Source organism: Ligilactobacillus aviarius subsp. aviarius DSM 20655 (assembly GCF_001436315.1).
Taxonomy (GTDB): Bacteria; Bacillota; Bacilli; order Lactobacillales; family Lactobacillaceae; genus Ligilactobacillus; species Ligilactobacillus aviarius.
Genome location: NZ_AYZA01000001.1, coordinates 1 through 26,880, shown reverse-complemented (window position 1 = coordinate 26,880; position 26,880 = coordinate 1). Strand labels below are relative to the sequence as shown.

Sequence of the window (26,880 nt, the reverse complement as noted above, 5' to 3'; positions counted from 1 at the left end):
TTTTATTGTTTTGTCACACCTTCTATTTTATTAATCCAATTTTTTCTTTAAGCTTTAAAATCCGATATACAGACTGGTTGATCTGTTTCTCTGAAATTTGGTGGTTCTTAACGGCCTGTTCAATTGCCGGAATTCCGGTTTGATAGTTTTTGCTCAGAAGCATATCGTTCCCGGCTTCAACAGCTAAAACATCGGCGTTGACGTGATTATCCTGGGCGAATTGGGTAATTGCACCCATTTCAAGGTCGTCGGTGATAATAACGCCTTTAAAGTGTAATTGATCTCTTAAAATTTTATGAACTTGCGGTGATAATGAGGCCGGATAATGGTTATCGACCTGATTGATCACAATGTGTGAAACGAGCACTGCATCGGCATGACTTTTAATTCCAGCAATGAACGGAAGAAAGTCTTGGTTTTGAAAATCAGCAAGCGATTTGTTAGTTGAAGCAAATCCCGTATGGGTGTCGCCCTCAGTTCCATAACCTGGGAAATGTTTGAGGGTTGCAACCACTTTTTGACTTTGAATTGCCGGAACAACTTTTGAAATATACGTTGCCGTTTGCTGGTAATCTTTTCCGAATGTCCGGGGATAGATGAAACTTTGAGGATTATTTGAAACATCGGCAACAGGGGCGAAGTTCCAATTGATTCCTAAATTGTGAAGAATCCCAGCAACATTTCGGGCTTCATTCACTTCAGCTTGCATATTATTATTTAATGCTTGCGGTGATGGAAATTGCTGGTTGTTTGTTAATTGAGGATTATCACTTAGGCGCGAAACGGTCCCGCCTTCCTGATCAGTTCCGATAAAAAGCGGAATCTGACTTGCTTTTTGCCATCCGGCAAGTTTGGCTTTGAACTGGTCAGGGGTTTGGTTTTGAAAATCAGCCCCGAATAAGACAACACCGCCAACATGATATTGCTGAATGGCGTTGAGAACGTCATTTTGATTGCCATCGCTCGGAACAAAGTACATCTGCGCAATTTTATCTTGCAGGCTCATATGGTCAATTCGCTTTGATAGCTGGTCAGCGTGGGCAGAACTTACCGTCAGGCAACACGCCAAGAGTCCAAGAATAAAGTAAATAACAGCTTGAAATGATTTTTTAAATTGCATCGCAAACTCCTCCATCTTTTTTCACAAATAATTATAAATTCTTTTAATGAAAATAAATACCCTCTTCTTTAAAAAAGAAATCAATTAGTTTACAATAAAACTGTATTTTATAAAGAGAAAGTGAGTAGATCGAATGTCAAAAGACGATTCAAAATTAGAAACCGTTACTTTTTATCCTCACGGCGATGAAAAGAATAAGGATAATTCTTCAAATGCAGCAAGTGCAGCTGCAACGGGGAAGAAATTAAATTACTTTAAGTGGATCTTAAGTTCATGGATCCATCCCGGAGAAGAGGTTGAAGGTGCAAAATGGTATGGGGTCGTTACCATTGTTGCTGAATTACTTGTTTTCTTCGGCGCATTGTACCGTTTCTTCCACGTATTAGTTAAGAATTCATTTTTCGGTGCAAATATCAACAACATTTTTTACGTTTTGAATGGTGGCAAGTCAAGCATTGCTGAATTGTTAGTTTACTTGAAGCTTTTCATTTTCAGTTTGATCGCAGCCGCAATTATTATCGGTGGAACATACTTAGTAAGCCGGTATTTGGTTTCAGGCAAGAAAGAAAACTTTTGGGCATATACTAACCGCATCACTCATTACAGCGGAATCAACGTGATTTTAACGCTTGTAATTTTGGTTCTCGGACTTTTTGGAATTGCCGGGCGGGCAATTTCGTTATTGACCCTTTTTGCATCAGCAATTTTTGGAATTGCAGTGTTAGTTGCGGTTATCAGCCGTTCAAATGAAGAAGGCCTTGACCGGATCTATGCCGGAATCGTAACTGCATTAGTAATGGGATTAGGATTCTTTATTTTCTACTTACTGTCATCAGAAATCATTATGAAGGTAATTTCATTTGGAGTTCAAGTCTTCATGATGATGATGGGCGGCGGCTTACAATAGCCGAAAAGCAAAGTTTTTAATGGAAGGAGGTTGTGCCGGCAACGGGACGACCTCTTTTTGATTCGAAGGTTTTAATTTATGAGGTGATAAAATGTTTCCTGAAAGATTACGGGCTCTTCGGCAAGGGAAAGGCTTATCGTTGCCGGAATTAGCCAGCGCGTTAAACCAATCATTAGCGGATTATCCGCGTGAACGAGCTAATACCGGTCCCCAAATTGGGAGTTGGGAACGCGGTGTGAATACTCCGTCGTATATCGAAATGATGAAACTGGCAGATTACTTTAACGTGTCGCTGGATTTTCTTGCAGGGCGGCAATATACCGAAGTTGAACTTGATGATTTATTTACGTCAAATGCTCAATTGAATTTTAATGGGCATCAATTGTCAGCAAATGAGAAAACAGCAATTTACGGAATGATCAAAGGCTTTTTGCACGGCAAAGCTGAACGGCAATCAGTTGAAGCTCAATCAGATGAATTAACGTTGCCATTGGATGATTAGCAAAGTTAAACTTCTTTTAAGAAGTACCTGCCAGCCTTTGAAATTAAAACTAAAATGTGATATTTTCCTTATACAATGATAATTAAAGGAGATTTTAATTGATACATTTTTTACAAACGTTATATGGTCCGTTCTTTGATTTGAATAATTGGAAAACTGTTATTGAATCAGGAAGCGACTGGTTGATTATTCTTTCGCTTGTTTTGATCGAGTGTTTATTATCGGTTGATAATGCGATCGTGCTTGCGGCGCAAACGCAAAAACTTCCGACCAAAAAAGAACAAGAAAAGTCCTTGTTTTATGGTTTATGGGGAGCATATCTCTTCCGGTTTCTTTTAATCGGCGTTGGGACCTTTTTGATCAAGTTTTGGTGGATCAAAGTGATTGGAGCAGGATATTTGCTTTACCTGTCGATCGATCACTTTTGGAAAATGGCGCATCCGCATTCTGACCAGCACCAATCAAAGAAGCGGAAGCGGATATTACCGCTTTTCTGGTCAGTCGTTGTATCAATTGAATTAATGGACATTGTCTTTTCGGTCGATTCCATTTTAGCCTCGTTGGCAATTTCACCGAATCCGGTGATCGTTCTAATTGGGGGCATGATCGGAATTTTATGTATGCGGGGAATTGCTGAAGTGATCATGCAACTGATGAAAAAAATTCCGGAACTTGAGGTCATGGCATATGCGTTGATTGCATTGATCGCTGTTAAATTATTTATTTCAATTCCAGCAATCGATATTGAAATTCCGGCGGCTGTTTTTGGAATCATTGTCTTGATCGCGGTGGTCATTACCTTAATTGTTCACCAAGTTCGAAAACGGCATGCGTCATCTTCAAAGTAAACTTGAATTTTTTGAAAATTTTCGATAAAATAAGTGGTTGTTAATGTCAGAAGGGAGGGTAACTTCATGTCACAAAACACACACATTGGTGCAGCTAACGATCGTCGTCCTGTAAACCACAAGAACATCAAGAAGCGTCGTAAACAACACGAAGCTGTTTTAGATTTCTTGAAGGAACGCGATGAAGCTGACAAAGCAAACAAGTAATTGAGCTTACGGGCATGATGCACGTGGGGCTCAACTGATGTGAAACTTTCTCGAGGAGTTTTGCAGCAGATCCGAGTTTCAATTAATTGAATACGCAGAAGCTCCACATGGATCGCGTAGGCGGAACATGTGGTGTTTTTTTATCTAAAGTGATATGAAGTTGAGAAATGGGAATTTTAGAAGTTAGCCACCTTTCAATGAGCTTTGCTGAAAAGCAATTATATACGGATGCTGAATTCAGTTTGAATAAAGAAGATCATTTAGGCGTGATCGGTCAAAATGGAGCCGGAAAATCAACGTTAATCAAGTTGATTACCAAGCAGCTTTTTCCTGATGAAGGTCAAATTAGATGGCAAAAAGGAATTAAAATCGGTTACTTGGATCAGTACGCTGAATCGGCACATGATCTAACGATTATTTCTTTTTTGAAAAGTGCTTTTAAAAACCTTTATGAAATTGAAAACCAAATTCAGCAAGATTATGCAAAGTATGCTGAAACAATGGATGAACGGCTGTTAGAACGCGCGGGCCGGAACCAGCAAACATTAGAAGCACATGACTTTTATGGAATCGATTCCCGAATTGATCAGGTAATGCAAGGATTAGGAATTGATGCGCTGGGAAAAGATCGCCGGGTCAGTGACTGTTCAGGCGGACAACGCTCCAAAATTATTTTAGCAAAGTTGCTGTTAGAAAGTCCCGATGTGCTTTTGCTGGATGAACCGACCAATTACCTTGACACTGAGCATATTGAATGGCTGATCGGCTTTTTGAATGATTTTCAAGGAGCATTTATGGTGATTTCCCATGATTATGATTTTCTAGAACGGGTCACCAACGCGATTATTGATGTTTCATGGGGGAAAATTACAAAGTATACCGGAAGTTTTAAGGCGGCAATCAAGCAAAAAGAGATTAAAAAGGAAGTTCAGCGAAAGGCGTTTGAAAAACAGCAACGTCAAATTGAAAAAGATGAAGCCTATATTCGGAAAAATAAGGCAGGAACCCGGGCGTCAATGGCAAAATCGCGTGAAAAACGATTGGCCAAGATGAAACGGATCACCCCACCGAGTGATAATCTGCGTGCTCATTTTAATTTCCCAATTGAAGAAATTTTATCGGCAAATACCTTGACGGTTAAAAATCTTGTTGTCGGGTATGACAAGCCGTTACTCGCACCGATTACCTTTTCAATGACGCATGGGGAAAAGATCGTTTTGAAGGGATTCAATGGGGTTGGAAAATCAACCTTGATCAAGTCGATCCTGGGTAAAATTCCAGTGTTTGAAGGAACCGCAAATTTCGGCGACGCGGTTAAAATTGGATATTTTAACCAGGATTTAGTATGGGATGACGCCACTCAAACCCCGCTTCAAACGATTCAAAATATCGATCCGCTGTTGGAACCTAAGACCATTCGCCAAAAGCTTGCCCGGGCTGGAATTAATGCAGCAAATGCAATGCAATCGTTGAATCTGCTTAGCGGTGGGGAACAAACGAAGGTCAAATTATGTATTTTGGAACTTCATCCAACTAATTTCTTGATCCTTGATGAACCAACAAATCATTTGGATGATGAAACGAAGGATGCATTGCGGCAAGCTTTGATCAGTTATCCGGGCAATGTGATTTTGGTAACTCACGAAGCTTCATTTTATCGTGGGTGGGTCGACCGGATCATTGACGTCGAAGCCTTGCGGAAAACTAAATAAAATTTGAATTTTTAAGCGCGTTTACGTATATTTATAAAAAGAAAGAACTAAGCGAGAGGCAGAAAAATGGAAAAGAAAAAAAGTAGTTGGCTGGCTTGGTTGGTCGCAATCGTCTTGGTTGCCGGAACAGTCGGTTCATACATTTATATTAAGCACGAAGAAGGAATTCGGGCGGTTAAATTAGCAAAGGAAAAGAAGCGCGATGAACATGATGCTAAAATTAATGCCCGAATGATGAAAAAGCAACGGGAACATTTGCGCAAACCGGTTGAATGGAATAAACCAAGTGAAACATTACCGTACCCTGAAATTGCCAAGTACCGGCACTATTCGAAATTGAATCGGGTATGGCTTTCATTCTCACTGGCTAAGCAACGGTTGTATGTTCACCAAGGTCCGTTTACGATCTATACAATGTATGCCTATGGGAACCCGAACTATCAAACAATGGATAACCGGCAAAAGACTCCGCTGGGAATTTTTAAGATCAAAAAAACGCGGGGAACGAATTATTATGATGCCCCGTCAGCCCGCAGTTATGCAGCCTGGATCTCATATTCAAACCCTGGTGATCCATACGGTGTTCAATCAATGCTTCAAGCTGTTCCAACTGATAAGAACGGAAAAGTCGATAAGGAAGCCGTTAAATGCTTAGGAAAGAGCTTTAAACATAAACATGTTGCTCAAACCAACGGGGCAATTTGGCTGACAACTTCAGACGCTGAATGGCTTGAAAAGAATATTCCAGCCAAAACAATGTTAGTGATCCAAAGTCGAAGTGATAAGGGGAATCCATACGTCGAATTGAAGAATCACTACAAGTATCTTGAAACGCAAGCAAAATTCAATCACAAGAATAAAGAAAAGGATCATCACAATGAAAATTAAGGTACAAGATTTTATTGACCGCATCGTTGACGGTGACTTTATCAGCAGTGAAATGGAAGCGCCCGTTAATGATATTGACGGGGCATTAAAACAGCTTCTTTCGGATTTTCAAACCACGGTTGCTCAGGGAAAACTGGGGCAGCAGATTTTGGTGATCACGGATTTTGAAGAAGCCGTTTCAGTTCGGTTAGAAAGCGGCATTATCAATTTGCCGTTTGCGAATATCAACCGGGTCGATAACTTTTTTGAAAGTTCAGCTGCGGAAGTCCCGGTACAGGTTGAACTGATCATGGAAGCTCCGGATCTGAATGCATCGAAGTTCCATATCGCTCAGTTAGGTTCAATTGAAGCGTTAGATAATGCACCGATGGAATTTGCCCAGCAAATGATCACTAAGGTTCATGCTGGCTTAGAGCAAATTCAAAATAATTTGGCAGCAGCGAAGGAAAAGAAGGATTAAAAGATGGAACAGCATTTATTAAAAGTTAAAAACGGATTTAATTTTCGCGATATTGGCGGGTATCCGACAACTGACGGAAAGGCAATCAAAATGCATAAAGCCGTTCGTTCAGGGATGCTTAACCCGCTTTCGGTTGATGACTTGAATTATCTGAATGAATATGGGGTCCGGGTCGACGTTGATTTCCGCTCGCCAAGCGAGCAGGACGAATATCCGGATAAAGTTCCTTCAATGGCGAAGTACGTTAATGACTCGGTTTTTCCAGCTGATGAAACGAATAGTACGGCCAAGAATCAAATGCGAAAGCGAGCATTTAAGGAAGATCCTGAAGCTGGCTATCACGATATGTTGAATTCATATAAGGATATTGTCCTTGCTCCAAGTGCGCAACACGCTTACCGGGTGTTTTTCGATGAGTTATTGGCTAATTCAGCTGACGGTGAAGCAGTTCTTTTCCACTGTACGGCAGGAAAAGACCGGACTGGAATGGGCGCCGTTTATTTGATGACTGTTTTAGGGGTTCCTGATGAAATCATTCGTGAGGACTACCTTTCATCAAACAAGCATTTAGCATTGAATCAGCAAAATAAACAGAAACTTTATCATGAACTGGGACCAGCTTTCTTGAAAAATATTGAAGCTTTGACCCATGTTTATGATGAGTATTTGGATACAGCCCTGAACGTCATTCGCGCAGAAGCTGGCAATGTCCGCAATTATGTTGAGCAGGTATTGAAGGTTACCCCGCAACAACAGCGCGATTTAAAGAAAATTTATCTCACAGATAACGGGCAGTAGTCTACAAACACCGTAAAAGGTGGTATGATTTTAATATGAAATGAAATTTAATTATTTTCAGAAATGGGGAATGACTAAATGTCAAGTGGTCAGGCGATAATCAATTTGATTATTGTAGTGATCGTATTTTACTTTGCTGCATTCTTTGTGGCAGCAGAATTTGCAATCGTGTCCGTTCGGAAAAGTGCAATTGAAAGTGCATTGGAAGAAGGAACGGGTAACAAGAAGAAACTAAAACTTGCATTGCAAATGGTTTCAAATATGAATGAGTATCTGTCAACGACCCAGGTTGGGGTTTCAACGACCGGAATCATTTTAGGCTGGATCGGGGCCGATACCCTGTCGCAAATTTTAATTAAGACCTTTGGCAGGCTGCCAATCAATCACGCGACAATCGTGGCTGTCAGTGCAGTTTTAGGGGTCGTAATTTTGACTTACCTTGAAGTGGTTTTAACGGAAATCGTCCCGAAAAACATCAGTATCGACATGCCAATGAAGATGATGATGTTCATTGTGCGGCCGTTACACTACTTCCACGTGATTTTCTATCCGTTTGTATGGTTGCTTAACAAGTCAGCTTCAGGAATTGTGAAGGCGCTTGGATTAAAACCGGCAGGCGAAGAAGAAGATGTCATGTCGCAAAATGAAATTTTGAACGTTTCGAAAAACTCCGTTGATAGCGGAGCAATTGACCGGGAAGACTATGTTTACATGGAACGGGCCTTTGAATTTAACGACAAGGTTGCCAAGGACGTGATGGTCGATCGGACAAGTCTCGAAGTCGTTGACGTAACTGATACGGTGCGTGACGTGATCAATAAATATTTGCAAACCAAGTTTTCACGTTACCCCGTCGTTGCCAATAACGATAAGGATAACATTTTAGGCTACGTTTACATTTATGATATGATCCGCCAGGCGCAAGTTGACGATACTGTTCGGGTTTCACGGGTAATGCGGACGGTCATTACTGCTCCTGAAATGACCCCAATTCAAAAGTTATTGCAACAAATGATTAAGAAGCATGTTCCGTTAGTGGTTATTTTGGATGAATACGGTGGAACAAGCGGAATCGTAACCGACCGGGATATTTACGAAGAGCTTTTCGGAACGGTTAAGGACGAAGCCGATGACGTTTCTTCCGATGATATTGTTCCAAATAATGACGGAACGTATAAGGTGTCGGGAAAAACGACCCTGTATGATTTTGAACGGTTCTTTAAGTTTAAGGATAAGGAATTTCAAGAAGCAGATAGTGTAACCTTAGCGGGCTATTTGCTTGAAAATTACAAGGTTAAACTTGGGTCAAAGATTCAAATTGGAAACGTTGAAATCGAGGTTACGGATTTCAAACGGAATTATATTGATTGGATGAAGGTTACGCCGTTGACCAGTCAGGATGATGATTCTGCTGAAGATGAGCAGGGAACCCCAAATCCATAAGCGAAAAAGAGAGGTTGTGACAATTGTCGCAGCCTCTTGCTGTATCTAGCGTTAAGGAGGAATTAAGATGGAACATCAACGGATGCTTGATTTAAAAGGTGGAGTCAATTTCCGCGAACTAGGAGGTTACTCAACGATCAGCGGAAAGCATGTTAAGTGGCACAAGATTTTGCGTTCGGGAAATATGACCGATTTAACGGACGATGACCTTCAATTCTTGACCGATTACGGGTTGCGAATCGATGTTGATTTTCGTTCGCCGGCTGAAACGGAATACTATGCGGACCGGTATCCTGAAAAGGCAGCGTATGTTAATTTACCGGTTTATCCGTTCAGCAAACCGTTATTTAAAAACCTAGGGATCGTCAACTACATGAAGATGAAAATCGATGATCAAGACTACGCTGATCAAAGCTATGTTCAAATGCTTGTCGATCAGCATGCACGGATGGCATACCAGCGAATGTTTGAGCTGTTGCTGGCAAATGATAAGCCGGATCAAAGCTTGGTGTTTCACTGTTCGGCAGGGAAAGATCGGACTGGAGTGGCAGCCTTTTTGATTTTGAGCGCGTTGCAAGTTAAGCCAGCGGAAATTTTAAAGGACTATTTGTTAACGAATTTGTTTTTTGAAGGCGCATCAGCAACCGAAATCAATCATTTGGTGACAAATGACGCTCGGAATGCACTTGCGGATAAATTAAATTCAAATTTAGCTGTCAGTTCGGAAAACTTTAAGATATTGGAACGAACATGTAAAACCGTCGCTTCATCGATGGATGAATATTTCGGAAAATATTTAGGATTGACTCCGGCAAAACTTGAAAAACTGCGGGCGATTTATTTGGAATAAATTAAAATGTTACAATTTAAACCTATTTTTGGAATGTGTTAAAGAATAATTATTCGTAATTCACAATTAATTGGAATAATCACTTGAAATTTATACGGATTTTGTGTAATCTATAAAACAATAAATAAACTTATGGAGGAACAACTTATGTCTAACTGGGATACAAAGTTTTCAAAAAAGGGCTTTACATTTGATGATGTTTTGCTGATTCCGGCAGAAAGCCATGTTTTGCCGAATGAAGTTGATTTAAGCGTCGATTTGGCAGATAACTTGCATTTGAATATTCCAATCATCAGTGCCGGAATGGACACGGTAACGGAATCTGAAATGGCAATTGCGATGGCGCGTGAAGGCGGTTTGGGCGTTATTCACAAAAACATGGCGATTGAACGCCAAGCCGAAGAAGTCCGGAAGGTAAAGCGGTCTGAAAATGGGATCATTAACGATCCAGATTTCTTAACCCGGGACAATACCGTGGCAGAAGCTGAAAAGTTAATGCATGAAAACCACATTAGTAGTGTTCCAGTTGTTAACAGCCGGGATGACCGGAAGTTATGCGGAATTATCACTAACCGGGATATCCGTTTTATTCAGAACCATGATCAAAAATTGGACGATGTAATGATCAAGGAAGATTTGGTTACAGCGAAGGAAGGAACCTCCCTTGATGAAGCCCGGAAGATTCTCAAAAAGAACAAGATCGAAAAACTTCCATTGGTTGATGGACAAGGCAGCTTATCTGGATTGATCACGTTACGTGATTTGGAAAAAGTCGTTGAATTTCCAAATGCCGCAAAGGATGATAAGGGCCGGTTGTTAGTTGCTGCTGCTGTGGGGGTTACAAGCGACACCTTTGAACGGGCGGCTGCATTACTTGAAGCCGGCGCGGATGCATTAGTAATCGATACTGCCCACGGCCATTCAGCCGGCGTATTACGGAAGATCAAAGAAATCCGGGAACACTTCCCGCATGCAACATTGATTGCCGGCAACGTTGCAACCGCAGAAGCAACGAAAGCGTTGTATGATGCCGGAGTTGATGTTGTTAAAGTTGGTATCGGGCCAGGCTCAATTTGTACGACCCGGATCGTTGCCGGAGTTGGGGTTCCTCAATTAACAGCGGTTTATGACGCTGCAAGTGTTGCCCGTGAATACGGCAAACCGATCATTGCTGACGGGGGAATCAAGTATTCTGGCGATATTGTTAAGGCAATCGCAGCCGGCGGCAATGCCGTAATGCTTGGCTCAATGCTTGCTGGAACGGAAGAAGCTCCTGGTGAAACAGTCTTCTATCAAGGTCGGCGGTACAAAGCATACCGTGGAATGGGAAGTTTAGGTGCCATGGACTCAACTCACGGCTCATCTGACCGTTACTTCCAAAGCGGTGTAAATGAAGCTAATAAGCTTGTTCCAGAAGGAATTGAAGGACAAGTTGCTTATAAAGGCCCTGTTTCAAGCGTTCTTTATCAAATGGACGGTGGTTTACGGGCCGGCATGGGCTACTGCGGCGCCCCTGATTTGAAGACTTTGCGGGAAGAAGCCCAATTTGTTCAAATTACAGGAGCTGGATTACGGGAATCACACCCGCACGATGTTCAAATTACAAAAGAAGCTCCTAATTACTCTCGGGATTAAAACTGAAAGTATTAGAATTGAAAAATGGAACTGCAAACTTTTGCAGTTCCATTTTTTTATCGATGCTGAATTCCACCCAGTGCAAGCGCAACTCCATAAATTAAAATAATTAAAATCGGTAATTGGCGCAAAGTAATTGTTAAAAAGTGATCTTGGATCCGATTTTGCCGCCACCAATTAATTAAGGGCCGCATGCCGATTAAAATGAGTCCCATCAGACCGATGATAGCTAAGCCAATGGTTAAGAAAGAAATCCACGTAATTTTTTGGGAAAGTAATTGGAGACCAATACTTAATCCAAGGTTGTTAATAACATGAGTAATGATTGCCCATTTTAATCCATAATGGTATGCAACTAATCCAAGAAGCATTCCGGTCGCAAATGCAAACGGACTTTGGGTCAAGTTTCCGTGGGCACATGCAAAGAGCAGTGATGAGATGATTAAAGCAAACTTAATACCAAATGGTTGCAGTTTGCGGAAAACGAATCCGCGAAAGACGATTTCTTCGAATAATGGAGCGCAAATTCCGCTATAAACCATCATACTAACCGAGCGAATCCCAGTTTGACTTGCATTTTGCATCTCGGCAAGGGCTGAAAAACCAAAAGGCTTCAATCCAGCTTCAACGATGGTTCCAAAAAACTCTGCGCCGAGTTGAAAAACAAAAAGCATAAGGATGATTCCAATAATTGCTTGCCAGGTGATCACCGTTTTGCGGGCGGTAAAAATTTGGTGGCGCTCAGTTTGATTTGTTTTAGTTAAAACGAGACCGACGCCAATAATGCCGGCAATCATATATGCCCAGCCATTGGTTGATGAAACGGTTTTCAGACCTTCGATCAGATTTGGATTTCCCTGGATGATTACAATTCCGAGCGAAATGAGCAAGTCAATCACGTTCAGGGCGACTAAAAAAATAATTGTTCCCCAAGCAACACGCTTAACGGCTTTTACAAGGGGTTGAGTGGTTGTTTGTGTGTTCATAATTTTTCTCCTTCCCTTTCGGTGAGTTAATTATACCTGATTGGAACCATTTTGAATAGTAAAAAAATACGGACCATTCCGTGAGATTAAAATTCATTAATTGGAATAGTTCGTATTTTGTTAAATAAAATGGTGTTTCTTCATGTAGATAAAAAGCCAGATCATAAAGCCGACATTCAGGACAATAATGATCAACCAGGCCCAGTGATTGTTGGTAAGGGGGAGGTTGACATTCATGCCGAAGAAGCCGGTGATAATGGTTGGAATCGTCAGCAGTAACGACCAAACAGTTAAAAACTTCATTGTATCGTTCAGGTTATTATTCAAAATATTATTTGAAGTTTTTGAAAGCATTTCGGTAACTTCGCTTGAAATTTTAACCATTTGGGAAGACTGCTTGGATTCGATCAAAATATCATCGAGCCGCTCAAAGGCTGCGGGTGTCAGTAACCGGGCCAGCGGCGTTTTCCCTAGATCTTGCAGCATCATCAGGTTTGTACTGATACTGCTTGAAAGGTAAACTAGACTTTTTTCGATTTGAGCTAGTTCGCGAAGATCGCGGTTCGCAATTTCATTATTTAGTTCGCGGTCAAGTTGATTGCGATCAGTATTGATCTGGGTCAATGCCCGTTGAAAATACTGGGTCGAATGAAAGAGAAACAGCATTACAAACTCGGTGATGTCATGAACATTTTGGAGCCGTTGGTGCATCTCGCTGCCTTCAAACTGCTCAAAAACATAGTTTGTTCGGTGAGTATGGAATGAAAAAACAGTCTTTTCATGAATCAGAAAAACAATTGGCCGGGTCGTAAAATGATTGATCTCAGCTGTCGGCCAAAGAGGAACGTCGTATACGAGAAGATGACTATCAGTGTGTTCATCATAGTCATAGTGCGGCCGTTCGTTCAGGTCAGATACATATGAAGTGATCTCGGGAGTAAGTTTAAATGATTTTTTAAGCTCGCGAATATCAGCTTCATCAATGTCGACAACGTCAAACCATTTAAAATCGGTTTGGGTTAATTCTGAAAGTTTTTCCTGTTTGATCACCGAGATTCACCTCTTTGATAAAAATTAAATTCTTATTCATTTTATCAAAATCAAAGGGAAACGACAAAGCTATTTTTCTTGTGAAATTACCCCGTCTGTAATGTTGAAAATTTTGTCGGCGTAGTCTTTTAGGCGTAAATCGTGGGTGACAACAACGACCGCTTTATTTTGGGTATGGGCAAGCTGTGCAAATAACTTGCCAACTTCTTCAACATGAGCGGAATCTAAAGCCGCCGTTGGTTCATCTGCCAAAATAATTTCGGGATTCGGATATAGCGCGCGGGCAATTGCGACCCGTTGATTTTGACCGCCTGAAAGCTGATCGGGGTATTTATTGACAAGCTGGTCGATTCCTAACAGTTTCAGCAGGTCATCAAGTTGACTTGCTGAAAGGTTGCCGCTCTTTTTAACCTTATCAACGAGTTTAAACTGTTCTTTAACTGTTAAGTATGGGACAAGGTTGTATGACTGAAGAACGAACCCTAAGTGATTAAGACGGAGCTGTTCGCGTTTCTTGGCAGAAAGATGCCGAAGATCATCGCCGTTGATCAAAACTTCGCCGTCAGTTGGGGTTTGCAAACTTCCGGCAATCGTTAAAAACGTACTTTTGCCGGATCCTGATGGTCCAAGAATTAAGGTCATTTCTCCTTGGTCAGCACTAAAATTAACATCTTTGAGGGCTTCAACCTTTGCAATCCCTTTTCCAAATGTTTTATTAACGTGATTTAAAGTTAATGCAGTCATCTTATAAAACTCCTTTCTTAGCCGATAACCTTTACAGGATCGATTTTCATAATTGTCCGGACCGGTAAAATTGCACCGATGATCGAAGTTAAGACTAATCCAGCAGCAACCGCACTTAAAACGGGAACGTTAAATGTCATTGGGACAGCTGCAGGAATGACTAAACTGGTGAGCCATGTCAGAAGAGCGCCAATTAAAATTCCGCTGACAACTAAAATCAACGATTGCATGATCGTACTGATAACCAGTGTTTTGGCAGGCACGCCTTGGGCTCTCAAAACAGCATAGTTTGGAAGTTTTTGATTGGTGATGATGTAAAGGAAGATCGCAATGACGATCAATGAGATGACCATCAAGAATCCAATCATAAATTCAAAGGTCATGTTTTGAGCAGTGTAGCCGGGAAGATTATTGATAAAGGTAGATACCGAGTATGCTTTCAAGTTGTTGTCAGTAACTTTGTAGTGCTTGCTTCGAGTAACAAGGGCATTTGCAGCCAAATTGGGATTCAAGTTACTGATGGTTTTCCATGCAGATAACCGACCATATGCAATTGGTGAAATGTTGATCTTTGCATTTTTGACAAACCCAACAATTTGATATTTTTGGTTAAGGGAGTTCAACTTGATCCATTGACCAAGTTTGTATCTTTTAGTTTCAAACGATGAATCAACAACTAATTGGCGGTCGGTTAATGGTTTATGGCCCTTAATGACCTTCATATCTTTATAAATAAATTGGGTTGGTTTGATTCCAATAAAGGTTGCGCTGATTTGCGGCAGGTCGGAGTGTTTAGCAACCACGGCGGCTTGGCCAATGACAGCATCATTTTTGCCTTGGTGAAGCTGGTCAACCTGTTGGGTCGTTAAGAAAGATTGCCGCATATTGATGTCAGAATCTTTATTCAAAACAACCTGTTTAATGTTCCACGTGTCGATCGCGGCGGTGTTTTGACTTCCTAATCCTTGGGCTAAACTTGTCAAAATAAAGATTAAGTAACTAATGAGAACGACCATTGAAATCACCAGGCCGTAACGAAGTTTTTCATGTTTGATTTCTTTAAGTGCTAAAAACATAATTACTGTTCCTTTCCTATTTGAGCAATTGCGGTTTTAAACCGGTTGAAATAAAATTCTTGATTAGCGGGATCAAGAAAGAGTGAGCGTAAAGTTTCGTGGCTTAAAATGAAGTACATCCAAGTAGTGGTCTTCATCTCAGTTGTCGGGATAAATGGCCGCAGTAAATTTTCATTATATTTAAAGTGCATTTGAAATAACGAATAGCTTGGAAGAGTATGAGCCTCATCAATAAACCGGCGCATTTGGCGGATTATAAGTTGCGGATCAGTGTAATCCTGATTTTCAAGGTCAACGTGAACGTGACCAAGCTCCTGGTGAAGAAGATATTGGTATGCATCGGTCAGATCATCAAAATACTTATAAAAGGCTCCCCGTGAAATTGAAGCGTCTTTGATGATTCGAGCAACTTGGGCCTCGTTTAATGGATAATGTGCAAATTCATTTAAAAGCGCATTTTCAACGCGTTTCTTTTTTTCGGCATTTAGTTTTAAAAATGTCTGTTTAGGCAAACTAATCAGCTCCTTTTGGTGACACTGTGTCACTGATGATATTTAAATTATATGCTAACGGTGACACAGTGTCAATGTTTTGTTTCGGTGTTTTTTCGAATTGTTAAATGATAAGATAGAAGTAAAGATGATTAGCAAGGAATTGACGATGAAAAAGGAAACACGAAGAAAAATCTTACTATATAGTACAGTTACATTAGGAATTATCTTAGCGGTCGGAGTAATTGGGCTGTTACTGCGGGATTATTACCCGCAAATTCATCAGTTCTTTAATCCGCAAAATGATCGCATGTATTTAAAGCAGGCTTTTCGGCATCATGGGATCAAGGATGCATGTTTACTAATTATTTTGACTGCGATTTTGACTGCAATTCCGGGAGCACCGGTTGCGGTTGTCTGTATCTTCAACGGAGTTCTTTATGGCCCGTGGATGGGAATCTTAATGAATCTTGGTGGCTACGTTTTAGGAAATTTACTGGTCGTTTATCTTTTAGCGCACTTTAATTTCATTAAGCATTCGCAACGTTTCAAGAATCAAATGGCATCATTTAAACGGTTTAAAGATCCGGCACTGGCAATTATTTTGGGATATGCACTGCCAATGATTCCATCAAGTTTTACGAGTTATATGGCGGTCAAGCTTAAGATGGGGATTGGCCGATTGATCATTTGCATCGCGATTGGAACGTTGCCGATGTCATTACTGTATGCCTTTGGCGGGGATGCAGTCTTCCGCGGAAGTACGCTTCGGATCATTATCGCAATTGTCTTAATTCTTCTGATTTTTGTAATCCTCTTTAAGGTATACCGTCAGTTTGAACAGCATCATCAAAAGAAAACGGAAATGTAACATTCAAATTACAAACCAACGATTTAGAACCAGCAAAATGGTGAAATTTCACTGTTTTGCTGGTTTTTTCTTTGTTAGAAAAAATTATTTGTGAAAATTTAACGGGAATTACTGTTCAATGAAGGTGATTTTGTCATAAAAGAGCGAAAATGAACGAACGCCGTGAGTAAGGGAATTCTTATTGGCAAATAAATTTATTTTGTTAGAGTTTATTACTTTAAGTTACATCCTGAAGATAAATATTACATAAAAGCGGTAAATAGTAATTATCCTGCTATTTGCCTGTTATATTCACCCCGTATACTAAACGGTGTTGTTAAGGGAAAACAACGTGTCAGAATGAAAACAGAATTTTTTATAGGAGTGAATTTTATTTATGAGAATCAAAAAGTTTTTATTGACAATTGCAGCAGCATTCGGCTTGATAACTGTAAGTGCCGTAGCCGCAAACGCTGATACAGTGACGGTAAAAAGTGGCGATACTCTTTCAAAAATTGCAACCGAATATAACACAACGGTTTCATCGATCCAACAACTTAATCATTTAGCCGATGTTAACTTGATTTATGTTGGAGAACAACTTCAAGTCAATGCAGCTCAAAATAATCAAGTAAATAGTCAACCTCAAGCAGCACAACAACCTGCAGCTTCAAATAATCAAGCAACGCAAAATCAAAATGCTCAACCTGCTGCTCAAAGTTCACAATCAACTCAAGCAACAGCAAATAACAGCTCAAATTCTTCAGCATCATCAAACCTTTCAAGCAGTGATGCAGCTGCGAAGGCATGGATCGTTGCTCGTGAATCAGGCGGAAATTACAATGCTCGGAACGGTCAATATGTTGGGGCATACCAATTAAGCGCAAGCTACTTAGGCGGCGATTACTCACCAGCCCACCAAGATGAAGTTGCTAACCAATACGTTACAAGCCGTTACGGCTCATGGGTCAATGCTCAAAAACACTGGCAAGAATGCGGCTGGTACTAAAATCATAATTTAGAATCGATTAATAGTTAAAGGGTAAAGTAAGCAAAGTTTCCTTGATTTTAGGCGGCTTGGTTTGCTTTACCTTTTTTGCGTTATCTTTTTATGGCAAACGGGTTTAATCTAGGATAAGATAAGAATATACGAGAATAAGTAGGTGAACGAGATGCGACTTTCAATTATTTTAATAGTCTTATTGCTGATCGTAGTCGGCTTTTTAATGATTTATAATGCGTTGGGAGTTCGGGACCGAGCGGCTACTTTTTCACGTGGAATGATTATGACGATTGGCATCATCATTTTTGGTGGTGGCATTTATTTATTTGTAAAATATTTACTTCGGTAAATGACAACGAAAGAAAGAATGGAGAAGAATTATGACAGTTGAACCTGGTCCAGTTAAGGCATATATTGCATGCAGTTGGTTTACACCTGAACAACGCGAACAGTTAGATGCAGGGTTGAAAGCAATTGAAGCGAACCCGACCGTTTCACGTGAGTTTTCACATTTTCCGCTTGATCATCAATACAAAGGAATGGATGTTAACGAACACCCGGAACTTGTTCATGATATTGAATGGCAAAATCGGACTTATGTTTCAGATATTGAAGGAATGATGGGCGCCGATTTAGGAATCATGTTGTACAATCCGGCTCAAATTGATGACGGGGTTGCTTATGAATTAGGTTACCTTCGGGCATCGGGCAAACAAACCGTGTTAGTTATTCCAGATGACGCCGATGAACCGTTGAATTTAATGATTGCGGTTGGTGTCAGCCGGATCATTCGAATGTCAGAATTGGCAACGTTTGATTTCCGTCATGTTGTCAGTGGAACTTACCAAGGCGGGGTCTACTAAGAGTAAGCATATTAATATCTCATTTGATTCAAGTTTGGTATTGTTATAACTGAGAGGTGTTAATTATGGCAGAAAAAGAAATTAAACGGGCGGATTTAGCAAAGTACAATGGTCAAAATGGTAACCCGGCTTATGTTGCAGTAAATGGAAAAGTTTACGATGTTACTGATTCACCAGCATGGACTGGTGGCGAACACCACGGAAATCTGGCAGGAACCGATGTAACGGATGCACTGTTAAACAAGTCGCCGCATGGTGATAAGGTATTAGCTAAGTTGCCGTTGGTTGGAAAGTTAGTTGATTAATAAGAAGGTGTGACAAAACGTTAAAAAACGAGCGTGGTGGAAGCAGAGAAACGAACGAATCGCGCAGCATAGATTCGGAGGTTTATGTCCTTCACTAGCTTCGCGTCGTAGCTCGTTTGTTTTGGAACCCGATTATGTGGATATAGCAAAGAGGTTGTGACACAAGTTGCAACCTCTTCTCTTTTACTATATGTTTTTTAATAAAAAAGCCGGCTATAAAAGCCGACTTTGTAAAATTCGTGTTGAACTAAATCTTAGTACCAACCATTTGCTTCCCAGAAGCGTTGAGCGTTTGTCCATGAACCGTAACGTTGAGCAACGTATTGATCAGCAACGCGTTCTTGGTTGGCTGGTGAGTAGTCACCGTTCAAGTAGCTAGCACTTAATTGATACTTACCAATGTATTGGCCGTTCCGTGCGTTGTAGTTGTTGCTTGATTCGTGTTGTGCGATCCAATCCTTAGCAGCAGCGTCGCTACCTGAAACGCTTGAGTTGTAATTGCTGTTGTTTGAAGCTTGAGCTTGTGTGTTTTGTGAAGCTGATTGTTGAGCAGCTTGTTGTGTTGAAGCTTGAGCCTGTGTATTTTGTGAAGTTGCTTGTTGTTGAGCAGTTTGTGCGTTGTTGTTTGTGTTTTGTTGTGCAACAGCTTGGCCGTTGTTATCGTTGTTAACCTTTAATTGTTGGCCAACAAAGATTAAGTTCGGATTGCTAAGGTTGTTAAGTTGTTGGATTGTATTAACAGTTGTGTTGTACTTTTGGGCAAGTTCTGAAACAGTGTCACCAGCCTTAACTGTAACTGTGTCAGCATTTGCAACTACTGTAGCACCAGCAATTGTACCTGTTAATGCAGCAGCTGAAACTAAAACCTTTTTCATCTTCATAAATATATTCACTCCTATAAAAATTATCTGTATATATTCTTACTAACTTTCATATCAAAATCGTTCCACAACGATTTAACAGTGTCTAGTATAAGCGGTAAATATCACAGCGTTGTAGCAAGAGTATTACTTATTGTTACAAAAAACTGAAATTTTGTAACAAAGGTCGGAAAAACGTTGTTAAATGAACAAACTAGTTTTGAATAAAAAATCGAAATTAAACTGTTTTTTTGTGAAAAAATCTGAATTTAATATGAATTTTACAATGAAACCGAATCGAATATAACAAAATCCTGGTATAATTTACAAAAAGTAACAGAGAATTACGGAGGAAAAAGCAATGGATAAAGTTTTACTTTTAAATGCTGGCAGTTCGTCAGTTAAATGGAAGGTCTTTGAAATTGAAAGTGAAAAGGTTGCGGGCGAAGGTGAAGTTGAACGGATCAATACACCGCAAGCATTAGTTACGACCAAGTTTAATGGTGAGAAAAAGCAATCACAGGAACCCAATTTGGAATATGAAGATGCAGTTCGGATGATTTTAAATAAAATTGAAGAATTTAAAATTGCTTCATTAAATGAAATTCAAATTGTTGGTCACCGGGTCGTTGCCGGCGGACAAAAGTTTAAGAAGGCAACGTTGATTACGCCGGAAGTCTTGCAAGCAATTAAGGATTTAAAAGACTTTGCGCCATTGCATAATCCGCATGAAGCCCGGTACGTTGAATTGATGCAAAAGATTTTGCCAAATGTTGACCAGTACGCGGTGTTTGACAGTATTTTCTTTACGGACATGCCGGAATCAAATGCCATTTACAGTTTACCGTATGAGTTAACTCAAAAGTACCAGATCCAACGGTACGGCGAACACGGAATCAGTCACAGTTACTTGGCAGAACGGACAGCTGAGTTGCTTAACCGCCCATTGAATGAATTGAAGATTATTACATTACATTTAGGAAGCGGCGCATCGGTAGCCGCAATTAAAGATGGCAAAGCATTTGACAGTTCGATGGGCTTTACCCCGTTGACGGGCTTAACGATGGGAACCCGGGCTGGTGATGTAGATCCAGCAATCGTCCCATTTTTAATGGAAAAAGAAGACATGACAGCTGAAGAAGTAATGACGTTGCTGAATGATCAATCTGGGTTATTAGGAATTTCAGAATCAAGTTCTGATATGCGGGACATTGAAGCTGCCTGGAAAAAGGGCGACCACCAAGCCAGCCTTGCCCGTGAAATTTTTATTAACCGGGTTGTAAAGTATGTGGGCGCATATTTTGCTGAACTTGGCGGCATTGACGCGTTAGTGCTCGCTGGCGGGATCGGTGAACACCAAGTTGATTTGCGGTTGGCATTGTTAAAACAACTACGAGTTCTTGGCATCGAAGTCGATGAAAAATTAAATCAGGCAAATCAGGAAGGAATAATTTCGCCAAAAGACGCGCAAATCAAAACAATGTTGATTCCAACGAACGAAGAATTACAAATGGTTCGTCAAATTAAAAAAGAAATTTAATTCAGAAGAAGGTGTGATGGAGTTAAAGAACTTCATCGCACCTTCTTTCTTTCAACTTGTCCAATATGATAAAATGAGAACAAATGTTTGATTGAGTGAAACGTGAATAGAGGTGGAATGATGAAATTTTTACATACAGCAGATTGGCATATTGGAAAGAAGCTACATGATTTTTCGCTTTTTGATAATCAGCGGGATGCGTTTGAACAAATCGAACAGATCGCACTGCGGGAAAAGGTTGATGCCGTTGTAATTGCAGGTGATTTATATGATCGGTCAGTTCCGAGTGAAGACGCGGTCCGCCTGTTGGATCAAATGTTGATTCAATTAAATTTGAAGGATCATTTGCCAGTGTTAGCAATTAATGGAAACCATGATTCTGCCGTTCGGCTTAATACAGGGAGCGACTGGTTCAAGGCAACCGATTTTTATATGAATACAAAATTAAAGGACGCTTTTACTCCGGTAGTTATTGGCGATACGCAGTTTTTCTTGTTACCGTATTTTGAACTCCCGGCTGCGCGCAACTATTTTAAAGACGTCGAGATCTATAACTTGAACGATGCGATGAAGTTGATTTTCAACCAAATGAAAGAACGGTTTGAAAGTGATAAGAAGCATGTTTTAGTGGCCCATTTTTTTGCCGCTGGAAGCAGTCATTGTGATTCAGAAACCCAAGTCGAAGTTGGTGGGCTCGATGCCGTTGCCCCTGATTTAATGGAAGATTTTGATTATGTTGCGCTGGGACATTTACATAGTAAAAATGCGTTGCACCATCCGCGAATGAAATATAGCGGTTCACCGGTCAAGTTTTCGGTAAGCGAAGCGCAGGATGAAAAAGGTGTTTGGATCGTTGATACGGACCAAAAGGATGAAATGGCTAATTGGGTCCCGTTAACGCCTAAAAATGATATTGTGGTTTTGCAGGAGAGCTTCAAGACGTTGACGAGTCCTGAATTTTACCGTCAAGTTGACGATGATCAGTTTGTGGCAATTCGGTTGACAGATAAGGAAATTATTCCGAATGTAATGAACCGGTTGCGTGAGTTTTATCCGCGGATCATTAGTTTTCAAAGGCAAAATGGCCGGAATGCAATCACGCAAGAAAGCGGCCGGAAGATAAAAAAACTGAGCCCGCTCGAAATGTTAGAGACCTTTTATCATGAGGCGACCGGAGATAAACTTTCATCAGTTCAGCAAAAATTTGCGAAGGAAGAATTAGCTAAAGCCGAAAGGAGCGTTAATTAGTGCGACCATTAAAGTTAACAATGCAGAATTTTGGGCCTTACCGGAATGAAACGGTTGATTTTACCCAGTTTGAAAACGTACCGTTATTTCTGATCAGCGGGAAAACCGGGAGCGGAAAAACAACGATTTTTGATGGAATTTGCTATGCGCTTTTCGGCGAAACTTCAGGTAACGAGCGGACGCCGCAGCAGATGCGTTCATCCTTTGCGCAAGTGCGTGAAAAAACGGTTGTTCAATTAAAATTCGAACACCAAGGAAAAGAATATACAGTTACCCGCGAGCCCAAGTATGATTATGTAAATGCGAAGGGCGGAACGTCGAGTCACCAGGCCAAGCAATCATTGAAGTACGATGGTGTCAATGGCGAAGAGGAGACACTGACAAAGACATCGGATATTAAAAGTTTCATTGAAGACTTACTTCATTTGAACGCAAAACAGTTTACCCAAATCGTCTTGTTACCGCAGCAACAGTTTCGAAAGTTTCTGGCTGCTGATAGTGCGGATAAGGAAAATGTTTTACGACAAGTTTTTGGGACTGAAATTTTTGAAAAATGGACGGAACAAATTAAAACTGAAGTTCGCGAACTAAGCAAACAAGCAGAGCAGCAACGAGCAAATCTGGAAGTTTTAAAGCAAAACGTAATTTTAACGGATGATGAGCGAAAAGCAGTGCGCACGAATCAGGACTGGTTTGCGGTTGTTGATGAAAAAATCGCCCGTAATCAGCAATTTGTAACGGATCAAAGGAAAATTTTAGATCACGATAATGAAAAACTGCAACAATCACGGAAGCAGCTTGATAATGCTAAGCAGTTGAAAAAAGCGTTTGATGAGCGTCACCAGCTGGAACAAGAACGAATGATGCTTGAACAGCAGAATGAAGAAATTAAGCAAAAGGGACAAGAAATTACCCTGCTTGAATGGGCCCAATCACAGCGAGCTTTAATAATGAAAGTTAGTCAGCAACGAACAGCAGTCACAGATGTTGATCAGCGAATTAAAGATGCTGAAAAGGACTTGGACCGCTTAAAGGAAGAACAACATCAGCAGCAAAAGGTTTATGATGAACTTGAAAAACAAGCTCCTGAAATTGCGAAACTAACGACGAACATGCAACGACTGAAACCTAAATTGGATTTGTACACCGAAGTCCAGGCGGCCCAGCAAAGTTTGCAGGATGCTCAGCATCAGTTAGAACAGGTAACGCAAAAAACAGCTTCACTTAAAGAAAATCTGGCTGAAAAAGAGCGGCAATTGAAAGCTAACCAAGCCCAGTTACAACAAATTGGTGATTTAACGAATTTAAACGATGATTTGAATCAGCGAAAGTTACAGCTTAATCAGCTTGATCACCACCTTGAACGGCTTGAACAGCTTAACCGCGATAAAACGACGAGTGCGCAAAAGTTGGCGGCGATGGATCAAGCCGTTGCTAGTCAACGAAAGGCAGTTGCAGTTCTTTCTGATCGGGCAAATGAACTGCAAAATTACTTTGCTCAAAACCAGATCAATTTCTATGTCAAGCAGCTAACGCCGGGAAAGGCTTGCCCAATTTGCGGTTCAACGGAGCACCCGCACCCGGCTGAAATTGAAGTTCCGGTTGAAATGCAGGCGATTAAAGAAGCAGATGTTCGGCAAGCACAAGCTAAATATACCCAAGCTGCACAAAAATTATCTCAACTGGAGGAGCAACAAAGCGAATTCCAGCAGCAGGTACAAGCTGCCCAACAGGCTTTGAATGACGAACTGCAAAAGCTGAATCAGGAAAATCAAACGGACTTATCATTTGGTGAAATTAGTGATTGGCGTCAAAAACGGGAACGCGATTTTCAAACCCGAAAACAGGGATATGATGAAACCAAGACGCGCCAAAGCCAGTTAACGGCCCAAAGTACGGCCCTTTCACAGCAACAAACGGAGTTGCAAAATCAATTTGATAAAATGCAACAGCTAAAAGTAACAGCTGAACGCAAAGCGGCAGAACTGGATGCTCAAGTTAAGACCCAACAGAAATTACTTCCTGCTGAATTTAAGACAAAGGCTGAATTAGAAAACCAATTGAAGCAGTGGCAAACTCAAATTGAAAAATTTACGACTGCTCAAACGGCAAACGCAAACGAGATGCAACAAGTTAAAGAACAGCACATTGTATTTCAGACTCAAAGTAAACAACTGATTGAACGGTTGCACGAATTGAGCCATGAATTGAATCAAACTGAACATGATTTGGAAGCCGAATTACAAAAACAAAATGAAACGGAACCCCAACTTCGGAATTTGATCAGCACTTTACACCGGTTACCGCCGCTACGGACGGAAGTGGATGAATACCGGCAAAAAGTGCGGTCAAATGCTGATCAGTTGGCAAAACTCAATGAAGTGATCGGAAAACAAGAGTTGCCAAAGATTGATCAACTTCAAATCCAGGTTGATGATCTGGAAAATAAATTGCGCGGAATGCAGATTAAATGGGGTGAACAAAATGCCCAGTTGCAATCATTGAAGCAAATCAAGCACCAAGCATCAAAAATGTGGGATGCTTATCAAAAGCAACAACAGCATCTTGATGAGGTTGCGGAACTTTCACAGATCGTAAGCGGAGGAACAAGCGAAAATAAGCTTGGACTTGAGCGTTTTGTTTTGCGCGAGTACTTTAAAGAGGTTCTTGAGGTTGCAACCCAAATTTTGGAAAAAATCACCGATGGCCGGTATTCATTTGTCTTGCAACAAAATGCGGAACGCAATACTGCCCGGCAAACCGGATTGGGAATCGATGTCTATGATGACGAAGCCGGTCAGACTCGGAGTGTGCACACATTGTCGGGTGGCGAAAGCTTTATTGCCGCTTTAGCCCTAGCGTTGGCGTTAGGTGAGGTAATTCAACGGCAAAACGGCGGAACTGAAATCGATACGTTATTTATTGATGAAGGCTTCGGTTCCCTTGATGAGGATGCCCTTGCAACTGCAATGGAGACTTTGCGAACGTTAGAAGGCAAGAATCGAATGATCGGAATTATCAGCCATGTAAGGGAACTCCATGCTCAAATTCCAGATCAGATCAACGTGATTGCGCATGAGGGTCAAAGTCATTTGAAATATCGGCATGAAGGATAATTTTGAGGAAGAGAAATGAAATATCGTACACACGTTACGCTAACATTAGCGGTTGGTCTCCCGTTGATGGCGGCTTCAGGTGAAGTAAGCTTCCTAAATGGGTGTGCCCTTGGAATTGGAAGTCTCCTTCCAGACATTGATCATCCAAGTTCATTTTTGGGAAAAAGGAATAAAATTGCCAGTGGAATTACCAATAAGACACTTGGTCATCGTGGCGGGACCCATTCACTCTTAGGAGCAGTAATTGTCTTTGTGTTAGGAACCGTTATTCAATTTCACTATTTATCAGCGTCGGGTCAAAATGTGACTTTTTGGTTGCTGATAGGGTACTTAATGCATTTAATTGAAGATTCTTTCTCGAAGGAAGGAATTCATTGGTTATGGCCATACAAAAAGAAACGGAAACGACCAAAGTTGATTTACTACACAACGGGAGGAATTGGTGAACACCTCGTTTTAGGATTCACTTTGTGTTTACTTTTGATTGAGTTTCGTCTTTTATGGCTTGGAACACTAGGCCAGATGATCCATTGTCAATGGTTAACAGTCGTTCAGGCCAAATTTGCGGCGCTTCAACATGCACTGCTGACGATTATCAAATAAAAAAATGGAGCCGGATCAAAGTGATTCGACTCCATTTTATTTGGACTTAAATTACTTTTCGTCTTCCTTAAATACCCAGAAACGTTGGCCAAAGTAATTGATAATTGTAAATAAAATTGAACCTGAGAGTAATGAAATAATTTTAAGAACCATTACTCCAGCATGTTTGAAAATCAATTTTGCAATTGGCTGGGCGATGCCGTATGCAACGACATAACAAACCAAGATATTAATGATAAACTTACCAATATCTTCTTTCCCAGTTGTATTGCTTTGGAAGGTAAAGTGTTTATTCAAAATGTAACTAACGATACTTCCAACGACAATGTTGACCCCCGAAGGAATCCAATAACTAATTGTATGGTTTGCTCCCATCTTAGTTAAAAGCCACAGTGATAAGAACATTGCGACCCAACCAACAACAGTGTTAACAACCCCAACGATAATAAATTTGATGATGGTGCTGTCAAAAACTTTGGTATTTTTTTCTTCTGATTTCATTTGCTGATCCTCTTTTAATTTGGAATACATCAAATAAGTATAAAAAACTTAAAAAAAAGAGTCAATTTTGTTTAAAAAAATCTTGACGGATAAAGGGGATACCTGTATAGTAATAACTGTTGTTGATTTGGCAAGTCACTTGAAAAAAGTGATTGACACCAAGTTTTCAATTTGGTATTATATAAAAGCTGTCAGTTTGATAGCTAATTAAATAAAAAGTAGATCTTTGAAAACTGAACAATGTTTCGACACACAAATGTGCAGGGCAATTCAT

Annotated in this window: 28 protein-coding genes; 20 read left to right on the top strand and 8 right to left on the bottom strand. The window is 40.6% G+C overall.

Annotated features, from left to right (window positions below):
- Positions 1-22: 22 nt before the first annotated feature.
- Positions 23-1,120, bottom strand: a complete 1,098-nt coding sequence (locus tag FC33_RS00135; RefSeq protein ID WP_057826609.1) for a glycoside hydrolase family 3 protein — start codon at positions 1,118-1,120, stop codon at positions 23-25.
- A 133-nt stretch (positions 1,121-1,253) separates the two neighbouring features.
- On the opposite strand from FC33_RS00135, the gene FC33_RS00130 reads away from it, so the two are divergent.
- The 11 genes from FC33_RS00130 (at position 1,254) to guaB (ending at position 11,370) form a co-directional block, all read left to right on the top strand.
- Positions 1,254-2,027 carry a DUF6574 domain-containing protein gene (locus FC33_RS00130; RefSeq protein WP_057826608.1) on the top strand — a complete coding sequence of 258 codons (774 nt, stop codon included), beginning with the start codon at positions 1,254-1,256 and terminating at the stop codon, positions 2,025-2,027.
- Positions 2,028-2,118: 91 nt separating this feature from the next.
- Complete coding sequence (locus FC33_RS00125) at positions 2,119-2,529, top strand: helix-turn-helix domain-containing protein (protein ID WP_057826607.1); 411 nt, start codon at positions 2,119-2,121, stop codon at positions 2,527-2,529.
- 101 nt (positions 2,530-2,630) lie between these two features.
- Positions 2,631-3,377, top strand: a complete 747-nt coding sequence (locus tag FC33_RS00120) for a TerC family protein (protein ID WP_146993460.1) — start codon at positions 2,631-2,633, stop codon at positions 3,375-3,377.
- A gap of 66 nt (positions 3,378-3,443) precedes the next feature.
- Entirely contained in the window at positions 3,444-3,584 is a 141-nt protein-coding gene (locus FC33_RS08395) for a hypothetical protein (protein ID WP_164477234.1), read from the top strand.
- 167 nt (positions 3,585-3,751) lie between these two features.
- The gene (locus tag FC33_RS00115) at positions 3,752-5,296 is read left to right on the top strand and encodes an ABC-F family ATP-binding cassette domain-containing protein (protein ID WP_057826605.1); all 1,545 of its coding nucleotides are present in this window, start codon (positions 3,752-3,754) and stop codon (positions 5,294-5,296) included.
- A 66-nt stretch (positions 5,297-5,362) separates the two neighbouring features.
- Positions 5,363-6,184 (top strand): hypothetical protein, encoded by an 822-nt coding sequence (locus FC33_RS00110; RefSeq protein ID WP_057826604.1) that lies wholly within the window; start codon positions 5,363-5,365, stop codon positions 6,182-6,184.
- The gene (locus FC33_RS00105; protein ID WP_057826603.1) at positions 6,174-6,644 is read left to right on the top strand and encodes a hypothetical protein; all 471 of its coding nucleotides are present in this window, start codon (positions 6,174-6,176) and stop codon (positions 6,642-6,644) included. Before FC33_RS00110 ends, FC33_RS00105 begins: the two co-directional genes overlap by 11 nt.
- A 3-nt stretch (positions 6,645-6,647) precedes the next feature.
- Positions 6,648-7,442: a tyrosine-protein phosphatase gene (locus FC33_RS00100; RefSeq protein ID WP_057826602.1), complete on the top strand. Its 795-nt coding sequence runs from the start codon at positions 6,648-6,650 to the stop codon at positions 7,440-7,442.
- Between the two features lie 78 nt (positions 7,443-7,520).
- Positions 7,521-8,885, top strand: coding sequence for a hemolysin family protein (locus FC33_RS00095; protein ID WP_057826601.1), 1,365 nt, complete (start codon positions 7,521-7,523; stop codon positions 8,883-8,885).
- Between the two features lie 67 nt (positions 8,886-8,952).
- Positions 8,953-9,735, top strand: coding sequence for a tyrosine-protein phosphatase (locus FC33_RS00090; RefSeq protein WP_057826600.1), 783 nt, complete (start codon positions 8,953-8,955; stop codon positions 9,733-9,735).
- A 147-nt stretch (positions 9,736-9,882) separates the two neighbouring features.
- Positions 9,883-11,370, top strand: coding sequence for an IMP dehydrogenase (gene guaB / locus FC33_RS00085; RefSeq protein ID WP_057826599.1), 1,488 nt, complete (start codon positions 9,883-9,885; stop codon positions 11,368-11,370).
- Between the two features lie 56 nt (positions 11,371-11,426).
- On the opposite strand, the gene FC33_RS00080 is transcribed toward guaB, so the two are convergent.
- The 5 genes from FC33_RS00080 to FC33_RS00060 all read right to left on the bottom strand — a co-directional run bounded on the left by FC33_RS00080 (position 11,427) and on the right by FC33_RS00060 (position 15,738).
- The gene (locus tag FC33_RS00080; protein WP_057826598.1) at positions 11,427-12,356 is read right to left on the bottom strand and encodes a CPBP family intramembrane glutamic endopeptidase; all 930 of its coding nucleotides are present in this window, start codon (positions 12,354-12,356) and stop codon (positions 11,427-11,429) included.
- Positions 12,357-12,476: 120 nt separating this feature from the next.
- Entirely contained in the window at positions 12,477-13,406 is a 930-nt protein-coding gene (locus FC33_RS00075) for a magnesium transporter CorA family protein (RefSeq protein ID WP_057826597.1), read from the bottom strand.
- Positions 13,407-13,475: 69 nt separating this feature from the next.
- On the bottom strand, positions 13,476-14,150 hold the full coding sequence (locus FC33_RS00070; RefSeq protein WP_057826596.1) for an ABC transporter ATP-binding protein: 675 nt from the start codon (positions 14,148-14,150) through the stop codon (positions 13,476-13,478).
- Positions 14,151-14,167: 17 nt separating this feature from the next.
- Positions 14,168-15,226, bottom strand: a complete 1,059-nt coding sequence (locus FC33_RS00065) for an ABC transporter permease (RefSeq protein ID WP_057826595.1) — start codon at positions 15,224-15,226, stop codon at positions 14,168-14,170.
- A 2-nt stretch (positions 15,227-15,228) separates the two neighbouring features.
- On the bottom strand, positions 15,229-15,738 hold the full coding sequence (locus FC33_RS00060) for a TetR/AcrR family transcriptional regulator (RefSeq protein WP_057826594.1): 510 nt from the start codon (positions 15,736-15,738) through the stop codon (positions 15,229-15,231).
- A gap of 148 nt (positions 15,739-15,886) precedes the next feature.
- Here FC33_RS00060 and FC33_RS00055 point away from each other — a divergent pair, with 148 nt between their 5' ends.
- From FC33_RS00055 to FC33_RS00035, 5 genes are all read left to right on the top strand, one after another.
- Positions 15,887-16,588 carry a TVP38/TMEM64 family protein gene (locus FC33_RS00055; RefSeq protein ID WP_162257599.1) on the top strand — a complete coding sequence of 234 codons (702 nt, stop codon included), beginning with the start codon at positions 15,887-15,889 and terminating at the stop codon, positions 16,586-16,588.
- A gap of 376 nt (positions 16,589-16,964) precedes the next feature.
- Positions 16,965-17,576 (top strand): aggregation-promoting factor, encoded by a 612-nt coding sequence (apf, locus tag FC33_RS00050; RefSeq protein ID WP_057826592.1) that lies wholly within the window; start codon positions 16,965-16,967, stop codon positions 17,574-17,576.
- 163 nt (positions 17,577-17,739) lie between these two features.
- Entirely contained in the window at positions 17,740-17,919 is a 180-nt protein-coding gene (locus FC33_RS00045) for a hypothetical protein (RefSeq protein ID WP_057826591.1), read from the top strand.
- Between the two features lie 31 nt (positions 17,920-17,950).
- Complete coding sequence (locus FC33_RS00040) at positions 17,951-18,433, top strand: nucleoside 2-deoxyribosyltransferase (RefSeq protein ID WP_057826590.1); 483 nt, start codon at positions 17,951-17,953, stop codon at positions 18,431-18,433.
- A 65-nt stretch (positions 18,434-18,498) separates the two neighbouring features.
- Positions 18,499-18,738 carry a cytochrome b5 domain-containing protein gene (locus tag FC33_RS00035; protein ID WP_057826589.1) on the top strand — a complete coding sequence of 80 codons (240 nt, stop codon included), beginning with the start codon at positions 18,499-18,501 and terminating at the stop codon, positions 18,736-18,738.
- A gap of 254 nt (positions 18,739-18,992) precedes the next feature.
- Here the strand turns inward: FC33_RS00035 and apf (FC33_RS00030) are convergent, their stop codons facing one another.
- Positions 18,993-19,619, bottom strand: coding sequence for an aggregation-promoting factor (gene apf / locus FC33_RS00030; protein ID WP_057826588.1), 627 nt, complete (start codon positions 19,617-19,619; stop codon positions 18,993-18,995).
- 340 nt (positions 19,620-19,959) lie between these two features.
- Here apf (FC33_RS00030) and FC33_RS00025 point away from each other — a divergent pair, with 340 nt between their 5' ends.
- From FC33_RS00025 to FC33_RS00010, 4 genes are all read left to right on the top strand, one after another.
- Entirely contained in the window at positions 19,960-21,138 is a 1,179-nt protein-coding gene (locus tag FC33_RS00025) for an acetate/propionate family kinase (protein WP_057826587.1), read from the top strand.
- Positions 21,139-21,258: 120 nt separating this feature from the next.
- A complete protein-coding gene (locus tag FC33_RS00020; protein ID WP_057826586.1) occupies positions 21,259-22,386 on the top strand; it encodes an exonuclease SbcCD subunit D in 1,128 nt (375 codons plus the stop codon).
- Positions 22,386-25,502 carry an AAA family ATPase gene (locus FC33_RS00015; RefSeq protein ID WP_057826585.1) on the top strand — a complete coding sequence of 1,039 codons (3,117 nt, stop codon included), beginning with the start codon at positions 22,386-22,388 and terminating at the stop codon, positions 25,500-25,502. Before FC33_RS00020 ends, FC33_RS00015 begins: the two co-directional genes overlap by 1 nt.
- Before the next feature lie 15 nt (positions 25,503-25,517).
- Positions 25,518-26,105, top strand: coding sequence for a metal-dependent hydrolase (locus tag FC33_RS00010; protein ID WP_057826584.1), 588 nt, complete (start codon positions 25,518-25,520; stop codon positions 26,103-26,105).
- A 51-nt stretch (positions 26,106-26,156) separates the two neighbouring features.
- Here the strand turns inward: FC33_RS00010 and FC33_RS00005 are convergent, their stop codons facing one another.
- Complete coding sequence (locus tag FC33_RS00005) at positions 26,157-26,606, bottom strand: GtrA family protein (RefSeq protein WP_057826583.1); 450 nt, start codon at positions 26,604-26,606, stop codon at positions 26,157-26,159.
- Between the last annotated feature and the right edge of the window lie 274 nt (positions 26,607-26,880).

Bases quoted from the DNA above. Each gene is read 5' to 3' on its own strand.
- FC33_RS00100 (WP_057826602.1), top strand. From the start codon at position 6,648: ATGGAACAGCATTTATTAAAAGTTAAAAACGGATTTAATTTTCGCGAT.
- FC33_RS00105 (WP_057826603.1), top strand. From the start codon at position 6,174: ATGAAAATTAAGGTACAAGATTTTATTGACCGCATCGTTGACGGTGAC.
- FC33_RS00130 (WP_057826608.1), top strand. From the start codon at position 1,254: ATGTCAAAAGACGATTCAAAATTAGAAACCGTTACTTTTTATCCTCAC.
- FC33_RS00070 (WP_057826596.1), bottom strand. From the start codon at position 14,150: ATGACTGCATTAACTTTAAATCACGTTAATAAAACATTTGGAAAAGGG.
- FC33_RS00115 (WP_057826605.1), top strand. From the start codon at position 3,752: ATGGGAATTTTAGAAGTTAGCCACCTTTCAATGAGCTTTGCTGAAAAG.
- FC33_RS00005 (WP_057826583.1), bottom strand. From the start codon at position 26,606: ATGAAATCAGAAGAAAAAAATACCAAAGTTTTTGACAGCACCATCATC.
- guaB (WP_057826599.1), top strand. From the start codon at position 9,883: ATGTCTAACTGGGATACAAAGTTTTCAAAAAAGGGCTTTACATTTGAT.
- apf (WP_057826592.1), top strand. From the start codon at position 16,965: ATGAGAATCAAAAAGTTTTTATTGACAATTGCAGCAGCATTCGGCTTG.
- FC33_RS00045 (WP_057826591.1), top strand. From the start codon at position 17,740: ATGCGACTTTCAATTATTTTAATAGTCTTATTGCTGATCGTAGTCGGC.
- FC33_RS00110 (WP_057826604.1), top strand. From the start codon at position 5,363: ATGGAAAAGAAAAAAAGTAGTTGGCTGGCTTGGTTGGTCGCAATCGTC.
- FC33_RS00080 (WP_057826598.1), bottom strand. From the start codon at position 12,356: ATGAACACACAAACAACCACTCAACCCCTTGTAAAAGCCGTTAAGCGT.
- FC33_RS00125 (WP_057826607.1), top strand. From the start codon at position 2,119: ATGTTTCCTGAAAGATTACGGGCTCTTCGGCAAGGGAAAGGCTTATCG.
- FC33_RS00095 (WP_057826601.1), top strand. From the start codon at position 7,521: ATGTCAAGTGGTCAGGCGATAATCAATTTGATTATTGTAGTGATCGTA.
- FC33_RS00065 (WP_057826595.1), bottom strand. From the start codon at position 15,226: ATGTTTTTAGCACTTAAAGAAATCAAACATGAAAAACTTCGTTACGGC.
- FC33_RS00135 (WP_057826609.1), bottom strand. From the start codon at position 1,120: ATGCAATTTAAAAAATCATTTCAAGCTGTTATTTACTTTATTCTTGGA.
- FC33_RS00035 (WP_057826589.1), top strand. From the start codon at position 18,499: ATGGCAGAAAAAGAAATTAAACGGGCGGATTTAGCAAAGTACAATGGT.
- FC33_RS08395 (WP_164477234.1), top strand. From the start codon at position 3,444: ATGTCACAAAACACACACATTGGTGCAGCTAACGATCGTCGTCCTGTA.
- FC33_RS00020 (WP_057826586.1), top strand. From the start codon at position 21,259: ATGAAATTTTTACATACAGCAGATTGGCATATTGGAAAGAAGCTACAT.
- FC33_RS00010 (WP_057826584.1), top strand. From the start codon at position 25,518: ATGAAATATCGTACACACGTTACGCTAACATTAGCGGTTGGTCTCCCG.
- apf (WP_057826588.1), bottom strand. From the start codon at position 19,619: ATGAAGATGAAAAAGGTTTTAGTTTCAGCTGCTGCATTAACAGGTACA.
- FC33_RS00090 (WP_057826600.1), top strand. From the start codon at position 8,953: ATGGAACATCAACGGATGCTTGATTTAAAAGGTGGAGTCAATTTCCGC.
- FC33_RS00025 (WP_057826587.1), top strand. From the start codon at position 19,960: ATGGATAAAGTTTTACTTTTAAATGCTGGCAGTTCGTCAGTTAAATGG.
- FC33_RS00055 (WP_162257599.1), top strand. From the start codon at position 15,887: ATGAAAAAGGAAACACGAAGAAAAATCTTACTATATAGTACAGTTACA.
- FC33_RS00040 (WP_057826590.1), top strand. From the start codon at position 17,951: ATGACAGTTGAACCTGGTCCAGTTAAGGCATATATTGCATGCAGTTGG.